At 69.8% G+C, this 23,925-nt stretch carries 21 protein-coding genes and 1 tRNA gene; 13 read left to right on the forward strand and 9 right to left on the reverse strand.

Annotation, left to right across the window (positions count from 1 at the left end; all coding sequences use genetic code 11):
* Nucleotides 1-6 precede the first annotated feature (6 nt).
* A complete protein-coding gene (locus ABZZ74_RS20850; RefSeq protein ID WP_356766953.1) occupies nucleotides 7-1,578 on the reverse strand; it encodes a beta-N-acetylhexosaminidase in 1,572 nt (523 codons plus the stop codon).
* Between the two features lie 102 nt (nucleotides 1,579-1,680).
* Here ABZZ74_RS20850 and ABZZ74_RS20855 point away from each other — a divergent pair, with 102 nt between their 5' ends.
* Nucleotides 1,681-2,562 (forward strand): DUF4429 domain-containing protein, encoded by an 882-nt coding sequence (locus ABZZ74_RS20855; RefSeq protein WP_356766955.1) that lies wholly within the window; start codon nucleotides 1,681-1,683, stop codon nucleotides 2,560-2,562.
* A 68-nt stretch (nucleotides 2,563-2,630) separates the two neighbouring features.
* Here ABZZ74_RS20855 and ABZZ74_RS20860 read toward each other — a convergent pair whose 3' ends face one another.
* Nucleotides 2,631-4,193 carry a metallophosphoesterase family protein gene (locus ABZZ74_RS20860; RefSeq protein WP_356766957.1) on the reverse strand — a complete coding sequence of 521 codons (1,563 nt, stop codon included), beginning with the start codon at nucleotides 4,191-4,193 and terminating at the stop codon, nucleotides 2,631-2,633.
* Between the two features lie 175 nt (nucleotides 4,194-4,368).
* On the opposite strand from ABZZ74_RS20860, the gene ABZZ74_RS20865 reads away from it, so the two are divergent.
* Together ABZZ74_RS20865 and glmS are read left to right on the forward strand one after the other, a co-directional pair.
* Nucleotides 4,369-4,626, forward strand: coding sequence for a hypothetical protein (locus ABZZ74_RS20865; RefSeq protein ID WP_133040768.1), 258 nt, complete (start codon nucleotides 4,369-4,371; stop codon nucleotides 4,624-4,626).
* Between the two features lie 13 nt (nucleotides 4,627-4,639).
* Nucleotides 4,640-6,457 carry a glutamine--fructose-6-phosphate transaminase (isomerizing) gene (gene glmS, locus ABZZ74_RS20870; RefSeq protein ID WP_356766960.1) on the forward strand — a complete coding sequence of 606 codons (1,818 nt, stop codon included), beginning with the start codon at nucleotides 4,640-4,642 and terminating at the stop codon, nucleotides 6,455-6,457.
* 148 nt (nucleotides 6,458-6,605) lie between these two features.
* Here the strand turns inward: glmS and ABZZ74_RS20875 are convergent, their stop codons facing one another.
* Complete coding sequence (locus ABZZ74_RS20875) at nucleotides 6,606-7,172, reverse strand: GPR1/FUN34/YaaH family transporter (RefSeq protein ID WP_356766962.1); 567 nt, start codon at nucleotides 7,170-7,172, stop codon at nucleotides 6,606-6,608.
* Between the two features lie 150 nt (nucleotides 7,173-7,322).
* Entirely contained in the window at nucleotides 7,323-7,850 is a 528-nt protein-coding gene (locus tag ABZZ74_RS20880) for a universal stress protein (protein ID WP_200700081.1), read from the reverse strand.
* 309 nt (nucleotides 7,851-8,159) lie between these two features.
* On the opposite strand from ABZZ74_RS20880, the gene ABZZ74_RS20885 reads away from it, so the two are divergent.
* From ABZZ74_RS20885 to ABZZ74_RS20900, 4 genes are all read left to right on the forward strand, one after another.
* Nucleotides 8,160-8,492, forward strand: coding sequence for a hypothetical protein (locus ABZZ74_RS20885; RefSeq protein ID WP_356766964.1), 333 nt, complete (start codon nucleotides 8,160-8,162; stop codon nucleotides 8,490-8,492).
* A 378-nt stretch (nucleotides 8,493-8,870) separates the two neighbouring features.
* A complete protein-coding gene (locus ABZZ74_RS20890) occupies nucleotides 8,871-10,112 on the forward strand; it encodes a helix-turn-helix domain-containing protein (protein ID WP_356766966.1) in 1,242 nt (413 codons plus the stop codon).
* Nucleotides 10,113-10,245: 133 nt separating this feature from the next.
* Nucleotides 10,246-10,848, forward strand: a complete 603-nt coding sequence (orn, locus tag ABZZ74_RS20895) for an oligoribonuclease (RefSeq protein WP_208782675.1) — start codon at nucleotides 10,246-10,248, stop codon at nucleotides 10,846-10,848.
* Nucleotides 10,849-10,963: 115 nt separating this feature from the next.
* Nucleotides 10,964-11,036, forward strand: a tRNA-His gene (locus ABZZ74_RS20900).
* Nucleotides 11,037-11,326: 290 nt separating this feature from the next.
* Here the strand turns inward: ABZZ74_RS20900 and ABZZ74_RS20905 are convergent.
* The 3 genes from ABZZ74_RS20905 to ABZZ74_RS20915 all read right to left on the reverse strand — a co-directional run bounded on the left by ABZZ74_RS20905 (nucleotide 11,327) and on the right by ABZZ74_RS20915 (nucleotide 14,713).
* Complete coding sequence (locus ABZZ74_RS20905) at nucleotides 11,327-12,118, reverse strand: GvpL/GvpF family gas vesicle protein (RefSeq protein WP_356766968.1); 792 nt, start codon at nucleotides 12,116-12,118, stop codon at nucleotides 11,327-11,329.
* Nucleotides 12,115-12,519, reverse strand: coding sequence for a gas vesicle structural protein GvpA (locus ABZZ74_RS20910; protein ID WP_356766970.1), 405 nt, complete (start codon nucleotides 12,517-12,519; stop codon nucleotides 12,115-12,117). The genes ABZZ74_RS20905 and ABZZ74_RS20910 overlap by 4 nt, the downstream gene beginning before the upstream one ends.
* A 238-nt stretch (nucleotides 12,520-12,757) precedes the next feature.
* Nucleotides 12,758-14,713: a potassium transporter Kup gene (locus ABZZ74_RS20915; RefSeq protein WP_356766972.1), complete on the reverse strand. Its 1,956-nt coding sequence runs from the start codon at nucleotides 14,711-14,713 to the stop codon at nucleotides 12,758-12,760.
* A 286-nt stretch (nucleotides 14,714-14,999) separates the two neighbouring features.
* On the opposite strand from ABZZ74_RS20915, the gene ABZZ74_RS20920 reads away from it, so the two are divergent.
* Both ABZZ74_RS20920 and ABZZ74_RS20925 read left to right on the forward strand, forming a co-directional pair.
* Nucleotides 15,000-15,539 carry a hypothetical protein gene (locus ABZZ74_RS20920; protein WP_356766974.1) on the forward strand — a complete coding sequence of 180 codons (540 nt, stop codon included), beginning with the start codon at nucleotides 15,000-15,002 and terminating at the stop codon, nucleotides 15,537-15,539.
* An 8-nt stretch (nucleotides 15,540-15,547) separates the two neighbouring features.
* Nucleotides 15,548-16,069, forward strand: coding sequence for a GNAT family N-acetyltransferase (locus ABZZ74_RS20925; protein ID WP_356766976.1), 522 nt, complete (start codon nucleotides 15,548-15,550; stop codon nucleotides 16,067-16,069).
* A gap of 16 nt (nucleotides 16,070-16,085) precedes the next feature.
* Here ABZZ74_RS20925 and ABZZ74_RS20930 read toward each other — a convergent pair whose 3' ends face one another.
* On the reverse strand, nucleotides 16,086-17,144 hold the full coding sequence (locus ABZZ74_RS20930) for a LacI family DNA-binding transcriptional regulator (protein WP_208782669.1): 1,059 nt from the start codon (nucleotides 17,142-17,144) through the stop codon (nucleotides 16,086-16,088).
* Nucleotides 17,145-17,486: 342 nt separating this feature from the next.
* Here ABZZ74_RS20930 and ABZZ74_RS20935 point away from each other — a divergent pair, with 342 nt between their 5' ends.
* The 4 genes from ABZZ74_RS20935 to ABZZ74_RS20950 all read left to right on the forward strand — a co-directional run bounded on the left by ABZZ74_RS20935 (nucleotide 17,487) and on the right by ABZZ74_RS20950 (nucleotide 22,280).
* A complete protein-coding gene (locus ABZZ74_RS20935) occupies nucleotides 17,487-18,812 on the forward strand; it encodes an ABC transporter substrate-binding protein (RefSeq protein WP_356766979.1) in 1,326 nt (441 codons plus the stop codon).
* Nucleotides 18,809-19,837, forward strand: a complete 1,029-nt coding sequence (locus ABZZ74_RS20940; RefSeq protein ID WP_356766981.1) for a sugar ABC transporter permease — start codon at nucleotides 18,809-18,811, stop codon at nucleotides 19,835-19,837. Before ABZZ74_RS20935 ends, ABZZ74_RS20940 begins: the two co-directional genes overlap by 4 nt.
* Nucleotides 19,834-20,727 carry a carbohydrate ABC transporter permease gene (locus ABZZ74_RS20945; RefSeq protein ID WP_356766983.1) on the forward strand — a complete coding sequence of 298 codons (894 nt, stop codon included), beginning with the start codon at nucleotides 19,834-19,836 and terminating at the stop codon, nucleotides 20,725-20,727. Before ABZZ74_RS20940 ends, ABZZ74_RS20945 begins: the two co-directional genes overlap by 4 nt.
* A 113-nt stretch (nucleotides 20,728-20,840) precedes the next feature.
* Nucleotides 20,841-22,280: a GH1 family beta-glucosidase gene (locus ABZZ74_RS20950; protein ID WP_356766985.1), complete on the forward strand. Its 1,440-nt coding sequence runs from the start codon at nucleotides 20,841-20,843 to the stop codon at nucleotides 22,278-22,280.
* Between the two features lie 169 nt (nucleotides 22,281-22,449).
* On the opposite strand, the gene ABZZ74_RS20955 is transcribed toward ABZZ74_RS20950, so the two are convergent.
* Complete coding sequence (locus ABZZ74_RS20955) at nucleotides 22,450-23,904, reverse strand: cellulose binding domain-containing protein (protein WP_356766987.1); 1,455 nt, start codon at nucleotides 23,902-23,904, stop codon at nucleotides 22,450-22,452.
* Between the last annotated feature and the right edge of the window lie 21 nt (nucleotides 23,905-23,925).

Below are 23,925 nucleotides of genomic sequence, written 5' to 3' on the forward strand. Positions count from 1 at the left end.
GGGGCCCTACTTCGTCGGCCACGGGACCTGCGGCGAGCGGTAGTAGTCGATGCCGAGCGCCTCCCACCGGGGGCCCTGCGCCGCGAGCCGCACCGTGTAGGCGTCCCAGTCGTGCGTGGCGGCCGGTGACCAGCCGAGCTCGGCGGCGCCCGCCAGCCTCGGGAAGGCCATGTAGTCGATGTCGGCGTCCGTCACGATGGTCTCGGTCCACAGCGGCGCCTCGACACCCCTGATCGCCGAGGCCGGCGCCCCGGGGAGGTAGCTGCCCGGGTCCCAGTCGTACGCCCGCTTCACGTCCACCAGTCCGGCCCAGTCCTGTCCGAGCGGAGTGTCCTCGGTGTACTTCATGTCGAGGTAGATCCGGTCGGCGGGCGAGAGGATCAGCCCGGTGCCGTTCTGGGCCGCCTTGACGACCTGTGCCTTCTCCGCCGCGTCGGTGTCGTCGAGGCCCCAGTACTGGGCGATGGCCCCCTTGGCCGGATGCGCGCCGGTCAGCTGGTGCCAGCCGACCACCGTCTTGCCGTACTTGGCGACGATCGGCTGCACCCGGTCCATGAACTTCACGTAGTCCGCGTGGCTGGTGGACTGCGCCTCGTCGCCGCCGATGTGCAGATAGCGGCCCGGGGTGATCGCGGCCAGCTCGCGGATCACGTCGTCCACGAAGTGGTACGTGATCTCCTTGCCGACGCACAGCGAGCTGAAGCCGACGTCGGTGCCGGTGTAGAGCGGGGGTGCCACTCCGTCGCAGTTCAGGTCGGCGTAGGAGGCGAGGGCCGCGTTGGTGTGGCCGGGCATGTCGATCTCGGGGACGACCTCCAGATAACGGGAGGCCGCGTAGCGGACGATCTCCTGGTAGTCGGCCTTGGTGTAGTACCCGCCCTTGCCGCCGCCGACCTCGGTCGAGCCGCCGTACGTGGCCAGACGCGGCCAGGAGTCGACGGCGATGCGCCAGCCCTGGTCGTCGCTGAGGTGCAGGTGCAGTTCGTTGATCTTGTAGAGGGCGAGCTGGTCGATGTAGCGCTTGACCTGCTCCACCGTGAAGAAGTGGCGGGAGACGTCGAGCATCGCGCCCCGGTAGGCGTAGCGCGGGGTGTCCACAATCGTGCCGCCCGCGACCAACCAGGGCCCCGGCTGCACCGAGTCCTTCTCCACCGCGGCCGGGAGCAGTTGGCGCAGGGTCTGCACGCCGTGGAAGAGGCCCGCGGGGCGGGCCGCGGTGATGGTGACGCCGCCGCGCCCGCTGACGAGCCGGTAGCCCTCGGTGCCGAACGGGCCGGACTCCAGCCGCAGTTGGATGCCCGAGCGGTCTCCGTGCGACGTCACCGGCAGCGCGTAGCCGGTGGACGGGCGCAGGATGTCCGCGAGATAGGTCCCGATACGGCGGCCCGCGCCGGAGTCGGGGACGCGGATCGCGGTGTCCCGGGTGACGCGGTACGCCGATCCGCCCGGGGTGACCGACGCGGGCGCCGGAACCACCCGGCCGAGCGGGCCCGCCTTCGCCGGGGGTGCGGGCGCGGCGCCGGCGGTGAAGGCGCCCGCGGCCGCGACGAGCAGCAGGGATCCGAGAACTCGGGCCATGCGCGGTGCCCTTCTGTGGTGCCGTCTCACGTGAGCTCCCTTCGACAGGGGCCAGGATTGGTAGAGACCACTCTCCCGCAGAACCGGTGAAACAATCACCCCATGGCGGAAATCATCCAGAAGGACGGCACCTGGGCCTTCGACGGCGATGCCCTGCGGCTGACCCCCGGACGGGACCGCAACATCAGTCTGCTGCGCCGCACGCTGGGTGAACTCGTCGTCCCGCTCGGCGCGTTGGCCGGGATCTCGTTCGAGCAGGGCAAGAAGTCGGGGCGGCTGAGACTCCGGCTGCGCGACGGGGCCGACCCACTGCTGCAGGCCTCCGGCGGCCGTCTCACCGAGCCCAACGATCCCTACCAACTCCTCGTCGAGTCCGACCGCTACGGCGTCGCCGAGTACTTCACGGACGAGGTCAGGAGCGCCCTGCTGCTGGACGAGGTCCCCTCCGACCCGGTGAACGAGTATCTGCTGCCGGGTCCGTCCGTGCCGCTGTCGGTGTCCGCCGGGGACGGCACGGCGAGCTTCGACGGCGAGCGCGTACGGCTGGAGTGGAACTGGAAGACGGAGGACGCCAAGGCCGCCGCCGGCAACCGCGTCCTGGCCCTCGCGGACGTCCTCGCGGTGGAGTGGCAGCCCGCGGTGGGCCTGGAGAACGGGCATCTGCGGTTCACCGTGCGCGGCGGTGAGACCAAGGCGCCGGCCAAGTACGACCCCAACTCGGTGGAGCTGTGGGGCTTCAAGAAGGACCCGCTGATGGCGCTGGTCGCCGCGGCCGTGCAGGCCCGGCTGCCGCATCCGTCGGCGGCGGCCGTGCCGGACGCACCGCCCGCTGAGCCCAAGCGGCTCGGGCCCGCCGAGGAGCGCGAGCACGACCACGACGCGCTGCTGCGGCGGCTGCGGGAACTCGGCGAACTGCGCCGCACCGGGGTGCTCACCGACGAGGAGTTCCAGATGGCCAAACAGGCGATCCTCAAGCGCATGTAGCGCCACGAGGACCGCCTGCCGGGTGTGCGCCCCGCCTTCCGGGCACACGGACTGCCGTGCGTCGGGCGCTACTTGGCCCGGCGCGCCACCGTGAAGTGGTCGATGCGGTCGCCGGTCTCGGCGATGCCCGACACCTTCAGCTTCGCGTAACGCCCCTTCTGCGCGGGCTCGACGTCCACGCGCAGGAAGGAGTAGTTGAGGTAGCGCACCCGGGACCAGGCGACGGTCTCGTTGACCTTGCCGTCCTTGGTGTTGATGAAGGAGGCGACCGAGTCGACCTCGTTCAGGTGGCCCTCGTAGGAGTCCGGCGCGGTGAACGCGTACAGGCTGCGGCCCGCGGCGCCCGCCGTCACGTAGACGACGCCCTCGGTCTCGGGGTACGCGGTCTCGCCGATCGGGAGCTTCTTGGTGACCTTGTTGCCCTTGATCACGTCGGTGCGCTCGTACTGGTGGTTGTGGCCGTTGATGACCAGGTCCACCGTGTACTTCTCGAACAGCGGCACCCACTCCTGTCGCACGCCCCCCTCCGAGGCGTGCGCCGTGGAGGTGCAGTAGGCGCAGTGGTGGAAGAACACGACGATGAAGTCGATGTCCTTCGACGCCCGGTACTTCTTCAGCTGCGCCTCGAACCATGTGGTCTGCGTGCCGCCGGAGATGCCGAGGTTGGCCGGGATCTCGAAGGAGACGTCGTTCGGGTCCAGCGAGATGACCGCGGTGTTGCCGTAGACGAAGGAGTAGACGCCCGGCAGGTTCTTCTTGTCCGGCCCGTTGTCCGGGAGCGAGAAGCGGGCCTCCTCGCCGCCGTAACCGTTGGGCGAGTACCAGGCCTCCATGTCGTGGTTGCCGTAACTCACCATCCACGGCACGGACTTGGCGACCGACTCGGTCTGCGCGAGGAACTGGTCCCAGACGCGGGAGTCGAAGCCGGTGTCGGCGGTCTTGCCCGCACCCGCCGGGTCGGCGTAGGCGATGTCGCCGGCGTGCAGGTGGAAGGACGGGTTCTGGCCGAGGATCAGGCTGTCGTTGGCCAGGCCGTGGTAGCTGACGCCCTGGTCGCCGAAGGCCGTGAAGGTGAACGGCTTGCTGCGGTCGGGGGCGGTGGTGAAGGTGCCCAGGGTGCCGAGCAGGTGCGGCTCGGCCGGGTCGAAGCCCTGGTGGCCGACGCCGTAGTAGTAGGTCCGGCCCGGGCGCAGGTGGGTCAGCTTGGCGTGCACGTAGTACTGCGTGTGGTCCGCGCTCGCGCCGACGCCGGCCGGGGTGTAGAGCGTGCGGATCTCGGCTTCGATCTTGCGGGAGAGGTCCCACGGGTGGGCGCCGATGCGGATGAAGGGCTTCTTCACCGCGACCGGGACCTGCCAGGAGACGGTGATCTCGGTGCTCGCGTCCTTGCCGAACGCGAGGTGCCGGCCGAACGGGGCGACGAGCGAGCCGTCGACGTATTCGGTCGAGGTGTGGCTCTGCGTCGGCGTGGCGGCCTGGGCGACCGCACCCGGCACGAACGCGCCACCGGCGACGGCGCCGATCGTGACGGCCCCGCCTCTCATCAGGTTGCGCCGCGAGAATCTCGCGCGCAGGTACTCGTGCTGCTCGGCCATGCTCATGCGCTCGGCCAGCTGCTCCGGTACTCCCATACGAGGTATGTCCATGACGACTGAAACTCGTCCACATGGGCAACGCCCCACAAGACCCAGGATGGACAGATCGCAAACAGAGGTTCATAAGAACACCAAAGAACGTCAGCAGTGACCTGCCCGATATCGGGCAGGATTCTTGCGAAACCCTCTCCGGTACCTCAGGATCTACCGGGTGCACGACGAACTTGTCGATCATCTGACGCGGTCCACGCCCCTGAGCCGGGGCGAGGCACTGCGGGTGATCCAGGACGTGCTCGCCTACTTCGACGAGACGACCACCGAGTACGTCCGTCGCCGCCACCGCGAGCTGCAGGCCCAGGGCCTGGTGAACGCGGAGATCTTCGAACGGATCGAGGCGGACCTGAAATACCGGGCGGTCGCGCCGCCGGAGCTTACGCTCAGGCAGTTGCGCCGCATCGTCTACGGCTGAGGGACTCATCTGTATGTGCGGAATCGTCGGATACATCGGGAAGCGTGATGTGGCTCCCCTCCTGCTGGAGGGCCTGCAGCGCCTCGAATACCGCGGCTACGACTCGGCGGGCATCGTGGTGACCTCCCCGAAGGCCGCCGGTCTGAGGATGGTCAAGGCCAAGGGCCGCGTGCGCGACCTGGAGGCGAAGGTCCCGGCCCGCTTCAAGGGCACCACCGGCATCGCCCACACCCGCTGGGCCACCCACGGCGCCCCCTCCGACGTCAACGCCCACCCGCACCTGGACGCGGAGAACAAGGTCGCCGTCGTCCACAACGGCATCATCGACAACGCCTCCGAGCTGCGCCGCAAGCTGGAGGCGGACGGTGTGGAGTTCCTCTCCGAGACCGACACCGAGGTCCTCACCCACCTCATCGCCCGCTCCCAGGCCGAGACCCTGGAGGAGAAGGTCCGCGAGACCCTCCGGGTCATCGAGGGCACGTACGGCATCGCCGTGCTGCACGCCGACTTCCCCGACCGCATCGTGGTGGCGCGAAACGGCTCCCCGGTCGTCCTCGGCGTCGGCGAGAAGGAGATGTTCGTCGCCTCCGACATCGCCGCCCTCGTCACCCACACGCGGCAGATAGTGACCCTCGACGACGGCGAGATGGCCACCCTCAAGGCCGACGACTTCCGCACCTACACCACCGAGGGCACTCGTACGACGTCCGAGCCGACCACCGTGGAGTGGGAGGCGGCCTCCTACGACATGGGCGGCCACGACACGTACATGCACAAGGAGATCCACGAGCAGGCCGAGGCGGTCGACCGCGTCCTGCGTGGCCGGATCGACGACCGCTTCTCCACCGTCCACCTCGGCGGCCTCAACCTGGACGCCCGCGAGGCCCGACAGATCCGCCGTGTGAAGATCCTCGGCTGCGGCACCAGCTACCACGCCGGCATGATCGGCGCCCAGATGATCGAGGAGCTGGCCCGCATCCCCGCGGACGCCGAGCCGGCCTCCGAGTTCCGCTACCGCAACGCCGTGGTGGACCCCGACACCCTGTACGTGGCCGTCTCCCAGTCCGGCGAGACCTACGACGTCCTCGCCGCCGTCCAGGAGCTCAAGCGCAAGGGCGCCCGGGTCTTCGGCATCGTCAACGTGGTCGGCTCGGCGATCGCCCGCGAGGCGGACGCGGGCATCTACGTCCACGCGGGCCCGGAGGTCTGCGTCGTCTCCACGAAGTGCTTCACGAACACCACGGTCGCCTTCGCCCTCCTCGCCCTCCACCTGGGCCGCACCCGCGACCTCTCGGTGCGCGACGGCAAGCGGATCATCGAGGGCCTGCGCAAGCTGCCCGCGCAGATCACCGAGGTCCTGAAGCAGGAGGCGGAGATCAAGAAGCTGGCCGAGCAGTACGCCGACGCCCGCTCGATGCTCTTCATCGGCCGGGTCCGCGGCTACCCGGTGGCCCGCGAGGCCTCCCTGAAGCTCAAGGAGGTCTCCTACATCCACGCGGAGGCCTATCCCGCCTCCGAGCTCAAGCACGGCCCCCTGGCCCTCATCGAGCCGGCCCTCCCCACGGTCGCGATCGTCCCCGACGACGACCTCCTGGAGAAGAACCGCGCCGCGATGGAGGAGATCAAGGCCCGCAGCGGCAGGATCCTGGCGGTGGCCCACCAGCACCAGGAGAAGGCCGACGAGACGATCGTCGTCCCGAAGAACGAGGACGAACTGGACCCCATCCTGATGGGCATCCCCCTCCAACTCCTGGCCTACCACACGGCACTTGCCCTCGGCCGCGACATCGACAAGCCGAGGAACCTCGCAAAATCGGTAACAGTGGAGTAGATGCCTTCAGGGGCGCGGGGAACTGCGCGAGCAACCCCCCACCCACCCGCAGAGGCCACACAACAGAACGGACCCCCACGTGATGCCACCAATCACGGGGGGTTCGTCCATATCGCCGGGGAAGTCGCCCACCCCCCGGCCGGCGCAGCTAACCGGTGGCCGTCACACCCCGGCCCGCAGCGCGTCGCGGAAGCACCGTCGGCCAGTGCGCGAGCGCGGCGGTCGCCGCGTACCAGGCAACGGCCCCCGCCGCCACGGCGAACCAGCCGCCGACCTTCGTGAGTGAACCGCTCGTCGCGAACTGCGCGATGGCGAGCAGCACGAGGGAGACGAAGAACAACCCGTAGGTGCCCTGGTCGAGTTGGTCCCCGCCCGCGAGGGTCAGGGTCAGGGTGACGAGGGCGAACAGCAGCAGGAACAGCCCTGCCGCGTGGGTGGACATCGCGTTGCCGGCCGTGACGGCCCAGGTGAACCACAGGGCGCCGAGCGCCGAGTAGGCCGTTCCTGTCACCGCGTCACGGTCGCGGAAGGCGAACAGACCGGCGACGAACAGCGCGACGCCGCCTACATAGTGGGCCAGTGACACCGCGTCAGCGGCCGAGACCCCGTTGATCACGTCGGTGTGTCCGAGGCCGAACGCCAACAGGGTGATTCCCAGGGCGAGTCGGCCGACCACGGTGGTGGTCGCGCTCCCGGCGGAGACATCTTTGTCCACGGCGGGCTCCCTTCGTGCATGTGCAGTTGTGCGGTGATCCGTATATGCCCTTCACAAGGGCACAAACACCTCTACGCACGAGTAGTTTCTGGCTGCACACAGGGAGTTGACGGTGAGTCGGGTGAGCGGGCCGGGAGACCGGATCGGCACTCAGGGAATGACGATGACGGGTCGCTTCGCCCGCTTGGCGAGCCGTCCCGCGACGGAGCCGAAGATGCGCCCCACGATGCCGTGCGTCGATCCGACGACGATCGCGTCCGCCTCGTACTCCCGCCCGACCTCTTCGAGTTCATGGCAGATGTCACCGCCGCGCTCGACCAGGATCCAGGGCACCTCGGCCAGATAGTCGGCGCAGGCGAGCTCGAGTCCGAGCACCTCGGTGCGGTGGTCCGGCACGTCCACGAAGACCGGCGGCTCACAGCCCGCCCACACCGTGGTCGGCAGCCGGTTGGCGACATGGACGATGATCAGGCCCGAGCCGGAGCGATGGGCCATGCCGATGGCGTAGGCGAGAGCGCGCTCACTGGACGTGGAGCCGTCGAAACCGACGACCACGCCGTGCTTGAAGGCGGGATCGCAGGAATGGCGTGGCTCTTCCGCCGCCAAGGGCTCGGCCGCCGTGGGGTCGGCGACGGGCCGCTTGCGGTCCCTGGGTTCGAAGAATTCGTGACCGGCCATGGCTGTCTCGGCGTTTTGATCCTTTATGGGAGGGACGACAGTGTGCGGCGGAGCTGTGTCCGGGAATCATCTTTCCCGCCCCATACCCCCAAGGGTACGGCGCCACGCCTCCTTAGCCCAGTTCCCGCCCACGGTCCGTGGGGGTTCCAGGGAGCATGCACGAGGGGACGCCCGTAACGCAATGGTTGCTGCGCTGTACAGGCGGTTCGCACAGGATTCACCTACCCGGCGGCCGACCGGGGTGGGCGCACAGTGACCGACCGGTCGAACACGCGTTGAACCCCGTAACCCATGTCCCAGGGAGCACGCATGTCCGCACCGCACCGCACCCCCGACCCTCCCCGGGCGGCCGACCCGCCCCAGGACACCGCGACCGACGTCGTCCGCTGGGCGGTCTTCTCCTGCGTCCTGGTCCCCGTGGTCCTCCTCTGGTACGGCACCTCGCTCGCCGGCGCCGCGGGCACCGCCCTCGGTCTCGCCGCCGTCACCGCCGTGTGCCGGCTGCTGCTGCGCCAGTCGGAACGGGGCGCGGCACGCCTGCTCACCGACGAGCGGGCGCTCCGTCGCGGCCGTCGGCACCGGACCGGAACGGGGGCGCACAGAGGCGCTCGTCACACTGGTGGAAATACACCGGTCGGCTGACCGGTTTCCGCGCACGCGCCCGGCGCTTTTCAGCCAACTTCCCACGACCGCTTGTCGCCACCCGGCACCACCCCCCAACCCCCGTTCGACCTGCACATACAGGGGGTACGGGCCCCCGCGCACCCTATGTGGATTGGCCACTGCGACAAGGCGCACTTCCCTGCACGGCCCACGAGTGCAACGCTTCGTGATCGAATGCTTCACGCCAAGTTGCCATGTCGACAATGTGCCGGTTCCCGAACTGGGTCACCCCGGCACCACGGGACACAGTAGATTCGATCTTGACGTCTTACGGCGGGGGACTCGTGCAGGACCGAGGGGAAACGTGCAGGAGCGACACAACCGAGGAGCCGCGACCACCGAGGGGGGCTTAGCAGTATGAGCCACGACTCCACTGCCGCGCCGGAAGCCGCGGCCCGGAAGCTTTCCGGGCGACGCCGCAAGGAGATCGTCGCGGTGCTGCTGTTCAGCGGCGGCCCCATCTTCGAGAGTTCCATTCCGCTGTCGGTGTTCGGGATTGACCGCCAGGACGCCGGCGTGCCGCGCTACCGCCTGTTGGTGGCGGCCGGCGAGGAAGGCCCGCTGCGGACCACAGGGGGCCTGGAACTCACCGCGCCACATGGCCTGGAGGCGATCTCACGCGCCGGGACGGTCGTCGTGCCGGCCTGGCGTTCGATCACCTCCCCGCCGCCGGAGGAGGCGCTCGACGCACTGCGCCGGGCGCACGAGGAAGGCGCCCGCATCGTCGGGCTGTGCACCGGCGCCTTCGTCCTGGCCGCGGCGGGCCTGCTGGACGGCCGCCCAGCGACGACGCACTGGATGTACGCACCGACGCTGGCCAAGCGCTATCCGTCGGTGCACGTGGATCCGAGGGAACTCTTCGTCGACGACGGAGACGTACTGACGTCCGCCGGTACGGCGGCCGGAATCGACCTCTGCCTCCACATCGTGCGCACCGACCACGGCAACGAGGCGGCCGGCGCCCTGGCCCGCCGTCTCGTCGTCCCGCCACGCCGGACGGGAGGCCAGGAGCGCTACCTGGACCGCTCTTTACCAGAGGAGATCGGCGCCGACCCGCTCGCCGAGGTCGTCGCCTGGGCGCTGGAGCACCTGCACGAGCAGTTCGACGTCGAGACGCTGGCGGCACGCGCGTACATGAGCCGCCGCACCTTCGACCGCCGCTTCCGCTCGCTGACGGGCAGCGCCCCGCTGCAGTGGCTGATCACCCAGCGGGTGCTGCAGGCGCAGCGTCTCCTGGAGACCTCCGACTACTCGGTCGACGAGGTCGCGGGCCGCTGTGGCTTCCGCTCGCCGGTGGCCCTGCGCGGCCACTTCCGCCGTCAGCTGGGCTCGTCGCCGGCGGCGTACCGCGCCGCGTACCGGGCCCGCCGCCCCCAGGGCGACAAGCCGACGGACGTGGAACCGACGCCGGGTCCCGCGGCCCCGGGTCCGACCCTCCACCCGGAGGGCCCGGTCCCACTGCAGAGCCGCCGCGCGGCGGCGAGCGCGGTGGGTTCGGGAGCGACCCTCTCGACCGCCGCGACGGCGTCGGTGGACAACGGCCGCGAGATGTACGTCACCGGCCGGGCGAGCGTGCCGGGCCAGCGCAGCGGAGCCTGACTCGAAACGCCGGGCGGATTCCAGCCCGCCCGGCGTTCGGGGGCCCTGTGCGCCTCCCCCTGTGCCCCTCCCCCGGTACGCCGACCCCGGCACCGGTCATCCCAAAAGCGAGCGCCCGCTTTAGGGTGGTCGCATGAACGATCGCATGGTGTGGATCGACTGCGAGATGACCGGCCTCTCGCTGTCCGACGACGCTCTCATCGAGGTGGCCGCCCTCGTCACCGACTCCGAGCTGAACGTACTCGGCGAAGGAGTCGACATCGTCATCCGGCCGCCGGACCAGGCGCTGGAGACGATGCCGGAGGTGGTGCGTCAGATGCACACCGCGTCCGGGCTGCTCGCCGAACTCCCCGGCGGCACGACCCTGGCGGACGCGGAGGACCAGGTCCTCACCTATGTCCGCGAACACGTCAAGGAGCCCGGCAAGGCGCCCCTGTGCGGCAACTCGGTCGGCACCGACCGCGGTTTCCTCCTCCGCGACATGCCCACCCTCGAGGACTACCTCCACTACCGCATCGTCGACGTCAGCTCCATCAAGGAGCTCGCCCGGCGCTGGTACCCGCGGGCCTACTTCAACAGCCCCGAGAAGAACGGCAACCACCGCGCCCTCGCCGACATCCGCGAGTCGATCGCCGAGCTCCGCTACTACCGCGAGGCGATCTTCGTACCCCAGCCCGGCCCCGACTCGGACACCGCGAGGACGATCGCGGCGAAGCACGTCCTGCCTGCTCAGTAGCGTCGCCGGGGTCCTGGAAGGGGCCCTGCGAAAGCCGTGCGCGAGCACCCCTTCGGACCCTGTACACTTTTTCTCGGCCGGTCGGGGAAACCACAGATCTCATCCGCTGGTCGTGGTGGGTGTAGCTCAGCTGGTAGAGCACCTGGTTGTGGTCCAGGATGTCGCGGGTTCGAGTCCCGTCACTCACCCTTACAAGAAAGGCCCTTGGCCCGCGGAAACGCGGGCCAAGGGCCTTTTCGTCGGTCCGTCAGCCCATGTCCGTCAGGAGGACGGTCAGTTCCTTTTCCTGCTGGGCAGGCGACATCGGCGGGTTGCAGTGGTCGATGCCGAAGGTCTTGAGCATCTTGTCCATCTGGGCGTCGATGGAGGTCCAGCCGGTCTGGTCCAGCGGCTGCAGCGAGGCCTGGTCAGCGTCCCACAGGTCACGCAGCGACTGGGCGGCCGCGTGCGCTCCCTTCGCGTCCCCCGGAGGCGCGGCTCACCCGTGCGTCTGATCGGCTGCGCCTTCGAGTGCCTGGGCGGTGTCCTCGGCGTGCGGGGAGGCGTCGTCGACGAAGCTGTAGGGCGGCAGCGGACCGGTGACGCGGAGCTCCAGATGTGGGTGCTGTCGGCGGACCTGGTCGACCGCGTCCAGGAACCGTGCCGCCGAGGCGCGGTCGACGAGGAAGGAGAGGTTGGCCAGCCAGCCGGTGCTCGACGGTGCGGCGCTGACCGCCTCAGCGGCAGGGCCCAGTTCCCGCTGGAGCATGTCGGCGTCGGCCGCTTCGCGGGCCTGGCGCGCGGCCGCGATCATTTCCCCGAGCCGGATCCTGTCCTCCTGCGAGCCCCCGCCGGCCTGCTGGTTCGCTCGTGCCAGGGAGCGGATCTCGTCGTTGTCCGCCACCACCAGCTGCAGCACGGCCTCTTCGTTGTGGTTGGCCTTGAGGTTGTACTCCGCTGTGCCGTCCAGCGCCCGCAGCCGCTCCAGCAGGTGATCCGCACGTTCGGCCAGCACGCTGGTCACCGTCTCGTCGTCGGGCGAGACGCTGGCGAAGCGTATGGGCAGGACCACGCCGTCCTCCCCGGCCGCGTCCAGCACGCGCTGGTGGGCGAGGAGGTCACGCCGCTTGGCCCGGAGTTCCTCGGGGGCGTCGCTGACGACCGCGGCCAGCTCGCCCTGGCGCAGCACGCGCACCGGCCGCGGTGGGTCACCCACGCCGTCCACGTCCTTGGGGAGCGAAGTGAGCGAGGGGTGTGAGGCGTGGGTGATCCCGTAGACGTAGGTGCTCATCGCTCGTCCTCCCTCTGGCTCGCGGAGCGGCTTCCCTGCTTCTGGCGTCCCTCGTCACGGGCCTGCTGGAAGGCCTGCGAGATCGTCTCGGCGGCCCCGGACAGCGCACCCTTGGTCTTGCCGCGGGCACCGGACTCGGTGAGTTTTCCGGGAAGTTCGGTCAGGCCGGCCGGCTTGCGGGGGCCCGCCTCCAGGTCGAGGCGGTTGCACGCCTCAGCGAAGCGCAGATACGTGTCCACGCTCGCCACCACGACCCGTATATCGATCTTGAGTATCTCGATGCCGACCAGGGAGACCCGCACAAACGCGTCGATCACCAGCCCCCGGTCGAGAATCAGCTCCAGCACGTCGTAGAGGCCACTGGAACCTCCGCCGCCGCCCTGCTGCGTTGTCACGGTCATCACAACCAGCCCCTTGCCGTCTGTCGGATCCCACCCCGCGCGGTGCCTCGCCAAGCCCGCGCTCCGGTTCCCGGTACGGGAGAAGCTCCATGGAGCGTTCCCACAGGTCACCGCGGGCTGCCGGCCGTGCGCGGACTTCCCGGTGCGGGTAGCCCACGGACCTCAAGGTCAAACACCTGTACGAGCGAGATCACCCGGGCCGCCGGGCGGCGGTGACGCCGGCCGGGTGGGGGCACGGTCAGACTTCGATGTGGGAGCCCATGATGACCGTACGGTCGCCGGGCAGGCCGAAGTACTCGGCGGCGTCGGCCGTGATGTAGGACGTCGCGATGAACAGGCGCTTGCGCCACGGGGCCATCGTTGGTGCCTTGCCGCGCCGCAGCTCGATCTTCGACAGGAAGTAGGACGCCCGCTCCAGGTCCAACGGCCCTTCGGTGTCGACCGGTTCGAGCATGGCCAGGGTGGCGGGCACGTCCGGGGTCTCCATGTAGCCGTACCGGGCCGTGACATGCACGATGCCGTCGTCGCCGAAGCCGAGGCTGTCCACGGCGAGGCGCTCGTCGGCCGGGATGCGGGGCACGGGCTCGGTCTCGATGGACAGGATCACGACCTGTTCGTGCCGTACGTGGTTGTGCTCGACGTTGGCCCGCATCGCCAGCGGCGCGGTCTCCTTGCCCCGGTTGAGGAAGACGGCCGTGCCGGGGACCACACGTGTCGAGGTCCGCCCGGTCCGCAGGTCCTCGATGAACTCGGGCAACGGACCCTCGTGCCGGGCCCGTTCCGTCGTGACGATGCTGCGGCCGCGCTGCCAGGTCGTCATGACCGTGAACACGGTCAGGCCGATCAGCAGCGGCAGCCACGCGCCGTGCACCAGTTTGGTCAGGTTGGCCGCCACGAACAGCAGGTCCACGGAGAGCAGCACGGTCGCGCCGATGGCGATGAGCCACCGGGGTGTGCCCCACTTGGCGCGGGCGACGTAGAAGAACAGCAGGGTGGTGATGGTGATGGTGCCGGTGACCGCCATGCCGAACGCGAAGGCCAGCGCCGCGGAGCTGCGGAAGGCGAAGACCAGGGTGAGGACCGAGACCATCAGCAGCCAGTTGACCCAGGGCACGTAGATCTGGCCCACGGTCGACTCGGAGGTGTGCGCGATCCGCAGCCGCGGCAGGTAGCCGAGCTGAGCCGCCTGGGAGGTGACCGAGTACGCGCCGGTGATCACCGCCTGGGAGGCGATCACCGTGGCCGCGGTGGCCAGGAGGATCATCGGCCACCGCCCCCAGTCGGGCACGAGGAGGAAGAAGGGGCTGCTGATGTGCTTCGGGTCGTCGAGGATGAGCGCGCCCTGTCCGAGGTAGCTCAGGATGCAGGCCGGGAAGACCAGGAACAGCCAGGCCCGGGTGATGGACCGGCGGCCGAAGTGCCCCATGTCGGCGTAGAGCGCCTCGGCACCGGTGACCGCGAGCACGACCGCCGCGAGGGCGAAGAAGGCGGTGCCGAAGTGGCCGAACAGAAAGCTCAGGGCGTACGTCGGTGACAGCGCCCTGAGGATGCCCGGGTGCTCGGTGATGCCCTTGACGCCGCACGCGCCGATCGCCGTGAACCAGGCGATCATGACGGGCCCGAACACCCGGCCCACCGCCGCGGTGCCCCGGCGCTGCACCAGGAACAGGATCACGATGATCACCGCGGTGATCGGCACGACCGCGCTGTCCAGCGACGGCTCGACAACCTTGAGCCCTTCGACGGCGGACAGCACCGAGATGGCGGGCGTGATCATGCTGTCGCCGAAGAACAGCGACGCCCCGAAGATGCCCAGCGCGGCCAGGATCGCCGCGGCCCGCCTGCCCCGCTGCGAAGTCCACCTCCGCAACAGGGTGATCAGGGCCATGATGCCGCCCTCGCCCTCGTTGTCGGCACGCATCGCCAGCAGCACGTACGTCACCGTCACGACGATCATCACCGACCAGAACACCAGTGACACCACGCCGTACACGTTCTGCGTGGACACCGGGACGGGGTGCGGGTCGCCCGGATTGAACACGGTCTGGAGGGTGTAGATCGGGCTGGTCCCGATGTCGCCGAAGACCACCCCGAGCGCGCCGACCACGACCGCCAGACGCACCGAGTCGTGCGCGAGCTGTCCGCGCGCCTCCGGGGGCCGCGCAGACACGGTCTCCTGCTGGCTGTCGGCCATGCTGGTCCTCCTCCGGGCGGGCCGCCATGCCGCGGGCCTCGTGCATCAGTGCGGACATTACCGATGCACCGGTCGGGTCGCCGCTGGAGGGGGGCGCTGCCGTACGCCTGGAGGCGCTGTGGGCTGTGCGGGCTGGCGGGAGGCGCGACCTCCGGGGTCGGGTCAGCCGTATCGGCGCTGCTGCCCGGGGCACTCGTGCACGTGCGGAAGCGGTAGCTCCGCCCGGGCTGCGGGCAGAACGATCTCGTTCGGTCGTACGTCTCAACCAGCCCTCGGAGGTGCTGACTTGACCGTCATCGTCGGCCTGGTCCACCGCAAGCGCGTCCATCTCGCCGGGGACTCCGCCGGCAGCGACGGCTACCGGCTCACCATCCGCCGCGACCCCAAGGTCTTCATCAACGGCCCCTACGCGTTCGGCTTCACCACCTCCTTCCGGATGGGCCAGCTGCTCCACCACGCCTTCGAGGCCCCGCACCCGGAGGGCGACCTCGACCGCTTCATGGCCACCACCTTCGTCAACGCCGTCCGCGGTTGCCTCAAGGACGGCGGCTGGGCGCGCAAGGACTCCGAGCAGGAACAGGCCGGCACCTTCCTCGTCGGTGTGCACGGCAGGCTCTTCGTCCTGGACAGCGACTATCAGGTCGGCGAGCCCGCCGACGGGTACGCGGCGGTCGGCTGCGGCGAGGAACTCGCCCTCGGTGCCCTCCACGCCACCGCCAAACTCGCGCTGAAACCACGCGAGCGCCTCACCGTCGCCCTCCGCGCCGCCGACCACCACAGCGCGGGCGTCGCCGCGCCGTACACCTACGCCAAAACCCCCCGCTGACCCGCACCATGACCGAACAACCTCCGCGCGTACGGGCCGAGTTCTTCCGCACCGCACGCCTGGACGCGGTCCCTCTGTCGGTGGAGCACGCCGCCGAGATGGCCGCCGTCCTGTCCGACCCGGCGCTGCACTTCTTCATCGGCGGCACCCCCGCCTCCCCCGACGCCGTCCGCGCCCGCTACGAACGCCTGGTCGCCGGGTGCCCCGACCCGGCCGTGTCCTGGTGCAACTGGGTGCTGCGGCTGCGGGAGGAGGACCGGCTGGTGGGAACCGTGCAGGCCACGGTCGTGGGGTCCGTCGCGGAGGTCGCCTGGGTGGTCGGGAGCGCGTGGCAGGGGCGGGGTCTGGCCTCCGAGGCCGCCCGTGGGCTCGTCACGCTGCTGGCCCGGAAGCCTTCCGTGCGGACGGTGATCGCCCACGTCCATTCCGAACACCGGGCGTCGGAGGCGGTCGCCCGGGCCGCCGGGCTCGAGCCGACGGAGGTGGAGCAGGAGGGTGAACGGAGGTGGCGGCGGGAGCTGCGCGGTTGACCAGGAGACAAGCCGTCTAGGAAGACGCCCGCGTCACCAGTTCCGTCGCCAGGACCACCTGCCGGCGCTCCAGCCCCCGTGACACCGCCGGGCGGCGGTCGGCGATCTCCTCCAGGAGGAGGTCGATCATGCGGCGGCCCATCTCCTCGATGGGCTGGCGGACGCTGGTGAGGGGCGGGTCCATGTGGCGGGCGATGGCGGAGTCGTCGTAGCCGACGAGGGCCACGTCGTCGGGGATGCGGCGGCCCTCCTCGCGCAGCACCTGGCGGGCGCCCGCCGCCATGACGTCCGAGCCGGCGAAGACCGCGTCCAGGTCGGGGCAGCGGGCGAGCAGCTTGGTCATCGCCCGGTGGCCGCCCTCCTCGGTGAAGTCGCCGGCCTCGATCAGCCGCTCGTCCACCTCGTGGCCGGCGTCGCGCAGGGCGTCGCGGTAGCCGTCGACGCGGCGCTGTGCGCCGTAGACGTCGAGGCGGCCGGTGATGTGGGCGATCCTGCTGCGGCCCCCGGCCAGCAGGTGCTCGGCGGCCGAGCGGCCGCCGCCGTAGTTGTCGGAGTCGACCGAGGTCAGGGTCTCCGCGGCCGAGCGGGGGCCGCTGATCACGGCCGGGATCTCCAGTTGGGCCAGCAGGTCGGGCAGGGGGTCGTCGGCGTGCACGGAGACCAGCAGGACGCCGTCCACGCGGTGGGCGGCGAGGTACTGGGCCAAGCGCCTGCGCTCGCGGTCGTTGCCCGCGAAGATCAGGAGCAACTGCATCTCCGTCTCGGAGAGTTCGGCACCGACGCCCTTGAGCATGTCGGAGAAGTACGGCTCCGAGAAGAACCGGGTCTCCGGCTCGGGGACGACCAGCGCGATCGCGTCCGTGCGGTTGGCGGCGAGGGCGCGGGCCGCGGTGTTGGGGACGTAACCGAGTTCGGCGACCGCCGCCTCCACGGCCGCGCGGGTGGCGTCGCTGACCCGGGGCGAGCCGTTGATCACGCGGGAGACCGTGCCGCGGCCGACACCGGCGCGCGCGGCGACCTCCTCGAGGGTGGGCCGGCCCCCGCTCCGGCTCCGCGCTCCGTGGCCTGTTGCCATTGGCTCCGCCTCCCCTGGACCTACGTCGGCCTGGAATCTAACAGCCCAGTGAGCAGTGGCGACCGTCCCCGGGCGCCTCGGCGGGACGCCGGAGGACCCAGGTCACGGACCTCGCGATTCCAGTTAACGTCCCGATAACTGAACGCATGACTCCGCGTCCGCTCCCTTGACACCCCCGCCTCGACCGGCGAACCTTCAACACATCACTTGTGGGAGCGCTCCCACAGTACCTGACACATACACATCCCGCACGTTCCCCGCCCGAGCCGCAGCGAGTACGAACGGGCCCAACCAATGCAGTTGGCCGGGGGGTCGGCACGTCAGGCAACAGGAGGATGCAACATGGGCACGAGTACCCGACGGTCCCGCAGGCTGATGGCCCTCACGGCCGTCGCCGCGCTGGCCACGGGCCTGCTGGCCGGCTGCTCCAGTGACTCGGACAACAGCTCGTCGAACGACAACGGCGGCTCAGCCAAGGGCAAGACCACGCTGACCATCGGCACCTTCGGTGTGTTCGGCTACAAGCAGGCCGGCCTGTACGACGAGTACATGAAGCTCCACCCGGACATCAACATCAAGGAGAACGTCACCACCCGCACCGACGTCTACTGGCCCAAGGTCCTCACCCGCCTCCAGGCCGGCTCCGGCACCGACGACATCCAGGCGATCGAGGTCGGCAACATCACCGAGGCCGTGCAGACGCAGGCGTCGAAGTTCGTCGACCTGGGCAAGGACGCCGACAAATCCCAGTGGCTGGACTGGAAGAACGCCCAGGCCACCACCAAGGACGGCAAGCTGATCGGCCTCGGCACCGACATCGGCCCGATGGCGATCTGCTACCGCAAGGACCTCTTCCAGAAGGCCGGTCTGCCCACCGACCGCACCCAGCTCGCCACCATGTGGAAGGGCGACTGGGCCAAGTACGTGGACGTCGGCAAGCAGTACATGAAGAAGGCGCCCAAGGGCACCAAGTTCGTGGACTCGGCCTCCTCCGTCTACAACGCGGCCCTCGGCGGCGCGAGCGAGCGCTACTACGACAAGGGCAGCGACAAGGTCGTCTGGGACACCTCCGACGGCGTGAAGAAGGCCTGGAACGTCGCGATGACGGTGGCGACCAGCAACATGTCGGCGAAGCTGAAGCAGTTCGACAAGCCGTGGGACCAGGGCTACGCCAACGCCTCCTTCGCCACCGTGGCCTGCCCGGCCTGGATGATCGGCTACATCGAGCAGAAGTCCGGTGACTCCGGCAAGGGCAACTGGGACGTGGCGGCGGCCCCGACCGCGTCCAACTGGGGCGGCTCCTTCCTCGGCGTGCCGACGGCGGGCAAGCACCAGAAGGAGGCCATCGCCCTGGCCAAGTGGCTGACGGCGCCCGAGCAGCAGGCCAAGGTCTTCGCCAAGCAGGCCAGCTTCCCGTCGACCCCGTCGGCGTACTCGAGCCTGAAGCCGGCCGCGGACACCACGGCGTACTTCTCCAACGCGCCGATCACGCAGATCTTCGCGGACTCGGCGAAGACGATCCCGTCGCAGTACTTCGGCATCAAGGACCAGCCGATCAACACCGCGATCACCGACGTCGGCATCCTCCAGGTCGAGCAGAAGGGCAAGACGCCCGACCAGGGCTGGAGCGCGGCCAAGAACGAGATCAAGGACGTGCTCGGCCAGTGACCAGCTCCAAGCAGGCTCTCGCGCATCCCGCGTCGAGCGCCGAGGCCGCGCCCGGCACCCCGCCGGGCGCGGCCCGGGGCGCTCAGGGTCGCGGTACGCCGCCTGCGGGTCCCGACTCGTGGCGCAGCCGGCTGTACCGCTGGGACATGAAGGCGTCCCCGTACGCGTTCATCGCCCCCTTCTTCGTGATCTTCGGGGCCTTCTCCCTGGTCCCGCTGCTGTACACCGCCTGGTACTCGCTGCACAACGTGCAGTTGTCCTCGCTGGACACCCAGACCTGGGCGGGTCTGGACAACTACAAGAACCTGTTGTCCTCGGACTTCTTCTGGAACGCCCTGAAGAACACCTTCACCATCGGTCTGATCTCGACCGTGCCGCAGCTGATGGCCGCGATCGGCCTGGCGCATCTGCTCAACTACCGGCTGCGCGGCTCGACCGTCTGGCGGGTCGTGATGCTGACCCCGTACGCCACCTCGGTGGCGGCGGCGACGCTGGTCTTCACGCTGCTGTACTCCTGGGACGGCGGCATGATCAACTGGCTGCTGCACTTCGTCGGGGTCGATCCGATCAACTGGCGTGAGTCCGACTGGGGTTCGCAGTTCGCGGTGTCCTCGATCGTGATCTGGCGGTGGACCGGCTACAACGCGCTGATCTATCTGGCGGCGATGCAGGCCATCCCGACGGACCTGTACGAGTCGGCCTCGCTGGACGGCGCCAACCGCTGGCAGCAGTTCCGGCACGTGACGATCCCGCAGTTGCGGCCCACGATCCTGTTCACCGTCGTGGTGTCCACCATCGGCGCGACCCAGCTGTTCGGTGAGCCGCTGCTGTTCGGCGGGGTCAGCGGGTCCAAGGGCGGCTCCGAGCACCAGTACCAGACCCTGGGCCTGTACATGTACGACCAGGGCTGGATCATCGGCAACCTGGGCAAGGCGTCCGCGATCGCCTGGTCGATGTTCCTCATCCTGGTGATCATCGCCGCGGTCAACATGCTGCTCACCCGACGCCTGAGGAAGTCCCAATGACCACCAGTGAACTGACCCTGCCTCAGGTCCGTAAGGAGCCGCGCCGCCCGCGCCGGGTGATGGGCGCGGGCAAGCAGCTGCACGCGGGCCCGGTCACCTACATCGTCCTGACGGTCTTCGCCCTGGTCTCGCTGGCGCCCCTGGTGTGGACGGCCGTCGCGGCCTCGCGCACCGACCGCAGGCTGGCCGAGACGCCACCGCCGCTGTGGTTCGGCGGGAACCTGTTCAAGAACATGCAGGCGGCCTGGGACCAGGCCGGGCTCGGCACCGCGATGTTCAACAGCACGGTCGTCGCCGGGACGATCACCGTCGCGACGGTGCTGTTCTCCACGCTCGCCGGGTTCGCCTTCGCCAAGCTGCGGTTCAGGTTCTCCAGCGTGCTGCTGCTGCTGACCATCGGCACCATGATGATCCCGCCGCAGCTGGCCGTCGTACCGCTGTACCTGTGGATGAGCGACCTGGGCTGGTCGAACCAGCTGCAGACCGTCATCCTGCCGACCCTCGTGACCGCCTTCGGTACGTTCTTCATGCGCCAGTACCTGGTGCAGGCGCTGCCGACCGAGCTGATCGAGGCGGCGAGAGTGGACGGCGCGAGCAGCCTGAGGGTGGTGTGGCACGTGGTGTTCCCGGCGGCGCGGCCGGCGATGGCCGTGCTCGGCCTGCTGACCTTCGTGTTCGCCTGGAACGACTTCCTGTGGCCGATCATCGCCCTGAACCAGCAGAACCCGACCGTGCAGGTCGCCCTGAACTCACTCGGCACCGGCTACGTCCCCGACCAGGCCGTGATCATGGCGGGCGCGCTGCTGGGCACGCTGCCGCTGCTGATCGCCTTCATCCTGTTCGGCAAGCAGATCGTGGGCGGCATCATGCAGGGCGCGATCAAGGGCTGACGCCCGGCCACCCTGTTCGCACCGGCGCGCGTCTTCGGGGCCGGGTCATCGCCGCCTCGGCCCCCACTCCTTCCAACTCTTCGGTCTCGACGACCACTTATGGGAGCGCTTCCATGACTGACTCCGCACACCCGGCGACCCCGGTGACCTTTCCTCCCGGCTTCCTGTGGGGCGCCGCGACCTCCGCCTACCAGATCGAGGGGGCGGTGCGGGAGGACGGTCGTACGCCCTCGATCTGGGACACCTTCAGCCACACGCCCGGCAAGACGGTGGGCGGTGAGCACGGTGACATCGCTGTCGACCACTACCACCGCTACCGCGAGGACGTGGCGATGATGGCCGACCTCGGCCTGTCCGCCTACCGCTTCTCGATCTCCTGGTCGCGGGTGCAGCCCACGGGGCGCGGGCCCGCCGTGCAGGTGGGCCTGGACTTCTACCGCCGGCTGGTCGACGAGTTGCTGAAGCACGGCATCAAGCCGGCCGCCACCCTCTACCACTGGGACCTGCCGCAGGAGCTGGAGGACGCGGGCGGTTGGCCCGAGCGCGACACCGCGCTCAGGTTCGCGGAGTACGCGCAGATCGTCGGCGAGGCGCTGGGCGACCGGGTGGAGCAGTGGATCACCCTCAACGAGCCCTGGTGCAGCGCCTTCCTGGGCTACGGCTCCGGCGTGCACGCCCCCGGCCGCACCGAGCCGGAGGCCACGCTGCGCGCCGCGCACCACCTCAACCTGGCCCACGGCCTGGGCACGTTGGCGCTGCGCTCGACCATGCCCGCCCGCAACGCGGTGGCCATCAGCCTCAACTCCTCCGTCGTCAGGCCCCTTTCGCCGCAGAACCCGGCGGACCTGGCGGCGGTGCGGAAGATCGACGACCTGGCCAACGGGGTCTTCCACGGCCCGATGCTGCACGGGGCGTACCCGGAGACGCTGTTCGCGGCGACCTCGTCCGTCACCGACTGGTCGTACCTCCTCGACGGCGACCTGCAGACCATCAACCAGCCGCTGGACGCGCTGGGCCTCAACTACTACACGCCGACGCTGGTCTCGGCCGCCGAGGGCAAGGTGAACGGCCCGCGCACCGACGGCCACGGCGCGAGCGAGCACTCCCCGTGGCCGGGGGCGGACGACGTCGCCTTCCACCAGACTCCGGGCGAGCGCACGGAGATGGGCTGGACGATCGACCCGACCGGCCTGCACGAGCTGATCATGCGCTACACCCGCGAGGCCCCCGGCCTGCCGCTGTACATCACCGAGAACGGCGCGGCCTACGACGACAAGCCCGACCCCGACGGCCGCGTGCACGACCCGGAGCGCATCGCCTACCTCCACGGCCACCTCTCGGCGGTGCGCCGCGCCATCACCGACGGCGCCGACGTACGCGGCTACTACCTGTGGTCGCTGATGGACAACTTCGAGTGGGCATACGGCTACGACAAGCGCTTCGGCGCTGTGTACGTCGACTACGCCTCCCTCGCCCGCACGCCGAAGTCGAGCGCCCACTGGTACGGCCAGGCGGCACGGACGGGCACCCTGCCGCCGGCGACGTCCGACTGACCCACGGGGGCACCGGGGGACGGGACGCGGCACGTCGAGGGGGCGTGCCGCGTCCCGCGCACTGGTGCAGCGTGGTGGAGGACGACCCTGGTGCCGACGCGGGCGTGCGCGCCCCGGCCGGCTGGTGGGGAAGTCCGGCCGGGGCGCGTGGGCCCCCGTTCCGCGGTGGTCAGTTGAAGGCGCCGAACGCCTTCGAGAAAGCGAACTTGTCCTGGGCGATCGAGCTGCAGGTGGCGTCGGCGGTGGGCTTGGTGCCGCCGGCGCAACTCTGGTCGCGGGTGGCCGACCACATGGACAGCCAGCCCAGACCCTTGGACTTGGCGAAGTTCACCAGCTGGGTGGCGTCGTCGACCTTGAAGACCTCGGAGGAGACGTCGTTGACGCCGATCATCGGGGTGACGGCGACCGTCTTCCAGGCGGCCGCGTCGGACAGCCCCAGCACGCTCTTGACCTGGGCCTGTGTGGCGGTGGCCGCCTGCTCGGCGTAGGTGCCCATGTCGCCGTTGTAGGAGGCGCCGTAGTCCATCGCCATGATGTTGACGGCCGCGATCCGCACCCCGTTGGACTTGGCGTTGGACAGCAGGTTCACGCCGTCCTGGGTGAGGCCCTCCGGCATGACCGGGAGGGTGAAGGAGACGTCCAGACCGGGGTGTTGGGCCTCGAGCTTGGCTATCGCCTTCGCCCGGTTGGTGTTCGCCGTCGCGTTGGGCAGCGCGCCGCCCTCCACGTCGAAGTCGACCTTGGTCAGCTTGTACGCGTCGACGACCTTGCCGTACGCCGCCGCCAGCGCGTCCGCCGAGGAGCACGTCGTCGCGAGCTCCGAGCCGGAGGCGCCGCCGAAGGAGACCCGGACGTCACCGCCCTTGGCGCGCAATGCCCCGATCTGCGAGGCCACACCGTCGCTGCCGAGGTCCGTCACCCCGCCCCACTTCGGTGTGCAGCCGCCGCCGTCGGTGACGAAGGCCAGGTTGTAGTTCTTCACACCGGTCGCGTTGGCGCTCGCAAGCAGGTCGAAGGCGGGGTAGAGGGAGGTGTCGACGTAGGGGGCGAATCCGGCGCTCGCGGTGGTGCCGGTGCCGGTGCTCTGGGTGGGGGTCGGCGTGGGGGTGGGGGTCGCCGGCTGCGTGGGAGTGGGCGTCGGTGTGGGGGTCGGGGTCGGCGACTGCGTCGGGCGGCCGCTCGGCTCGGGTGTCGTGCCGCCGTCCGTGGAACAGGAGGCTCCGTCGATACGGCAACCGCCCGGATCGCCGCTGCCGTTGACCACGAAGCCGACGGTGACCGACTTGCCGGCCGCGAGACCGTCGGTGTCCCACTTGGCCGGCGTCACGGTGACGTGCTGTCCGCTGACGCTCGACTCGGCGTTCCAGAGCGAACTGAGCTTGGCGCCCGACGGGAGGTCGAACTCCAGCTTCCAGTCCTTCTCCCGGGTACCGCTGTTGTTCGTCACCACGTACTGCGCGGTGTAACCGGTCGACCAGTCACTGGTCTTGGTGTACGCGGCCCCGATTCCGGCCGCCTGAGCGGTGCCGGTGAGAAGGACCGCACCAGCGCCCACCACGGCTGCGGCCACGACACCGCCGATGGCCTTGTTCCTGCCGCTCACCTTGCGTCGATGCATGCTCATGCCGTGGCACGCTAGCGATCC

Origin of the sequence: Streptomyces sp. NPDC006476 (genome assembly GCF_040612015.1) — a bacterium.
Taxonomy (GTDB): domain Bacteria; phylum Actinomycetota; class Actinomycetes; order Streptomycetales; family Streptomycetaceae; genus Streptomyces; species Streptomyces griseorubiginosus_B.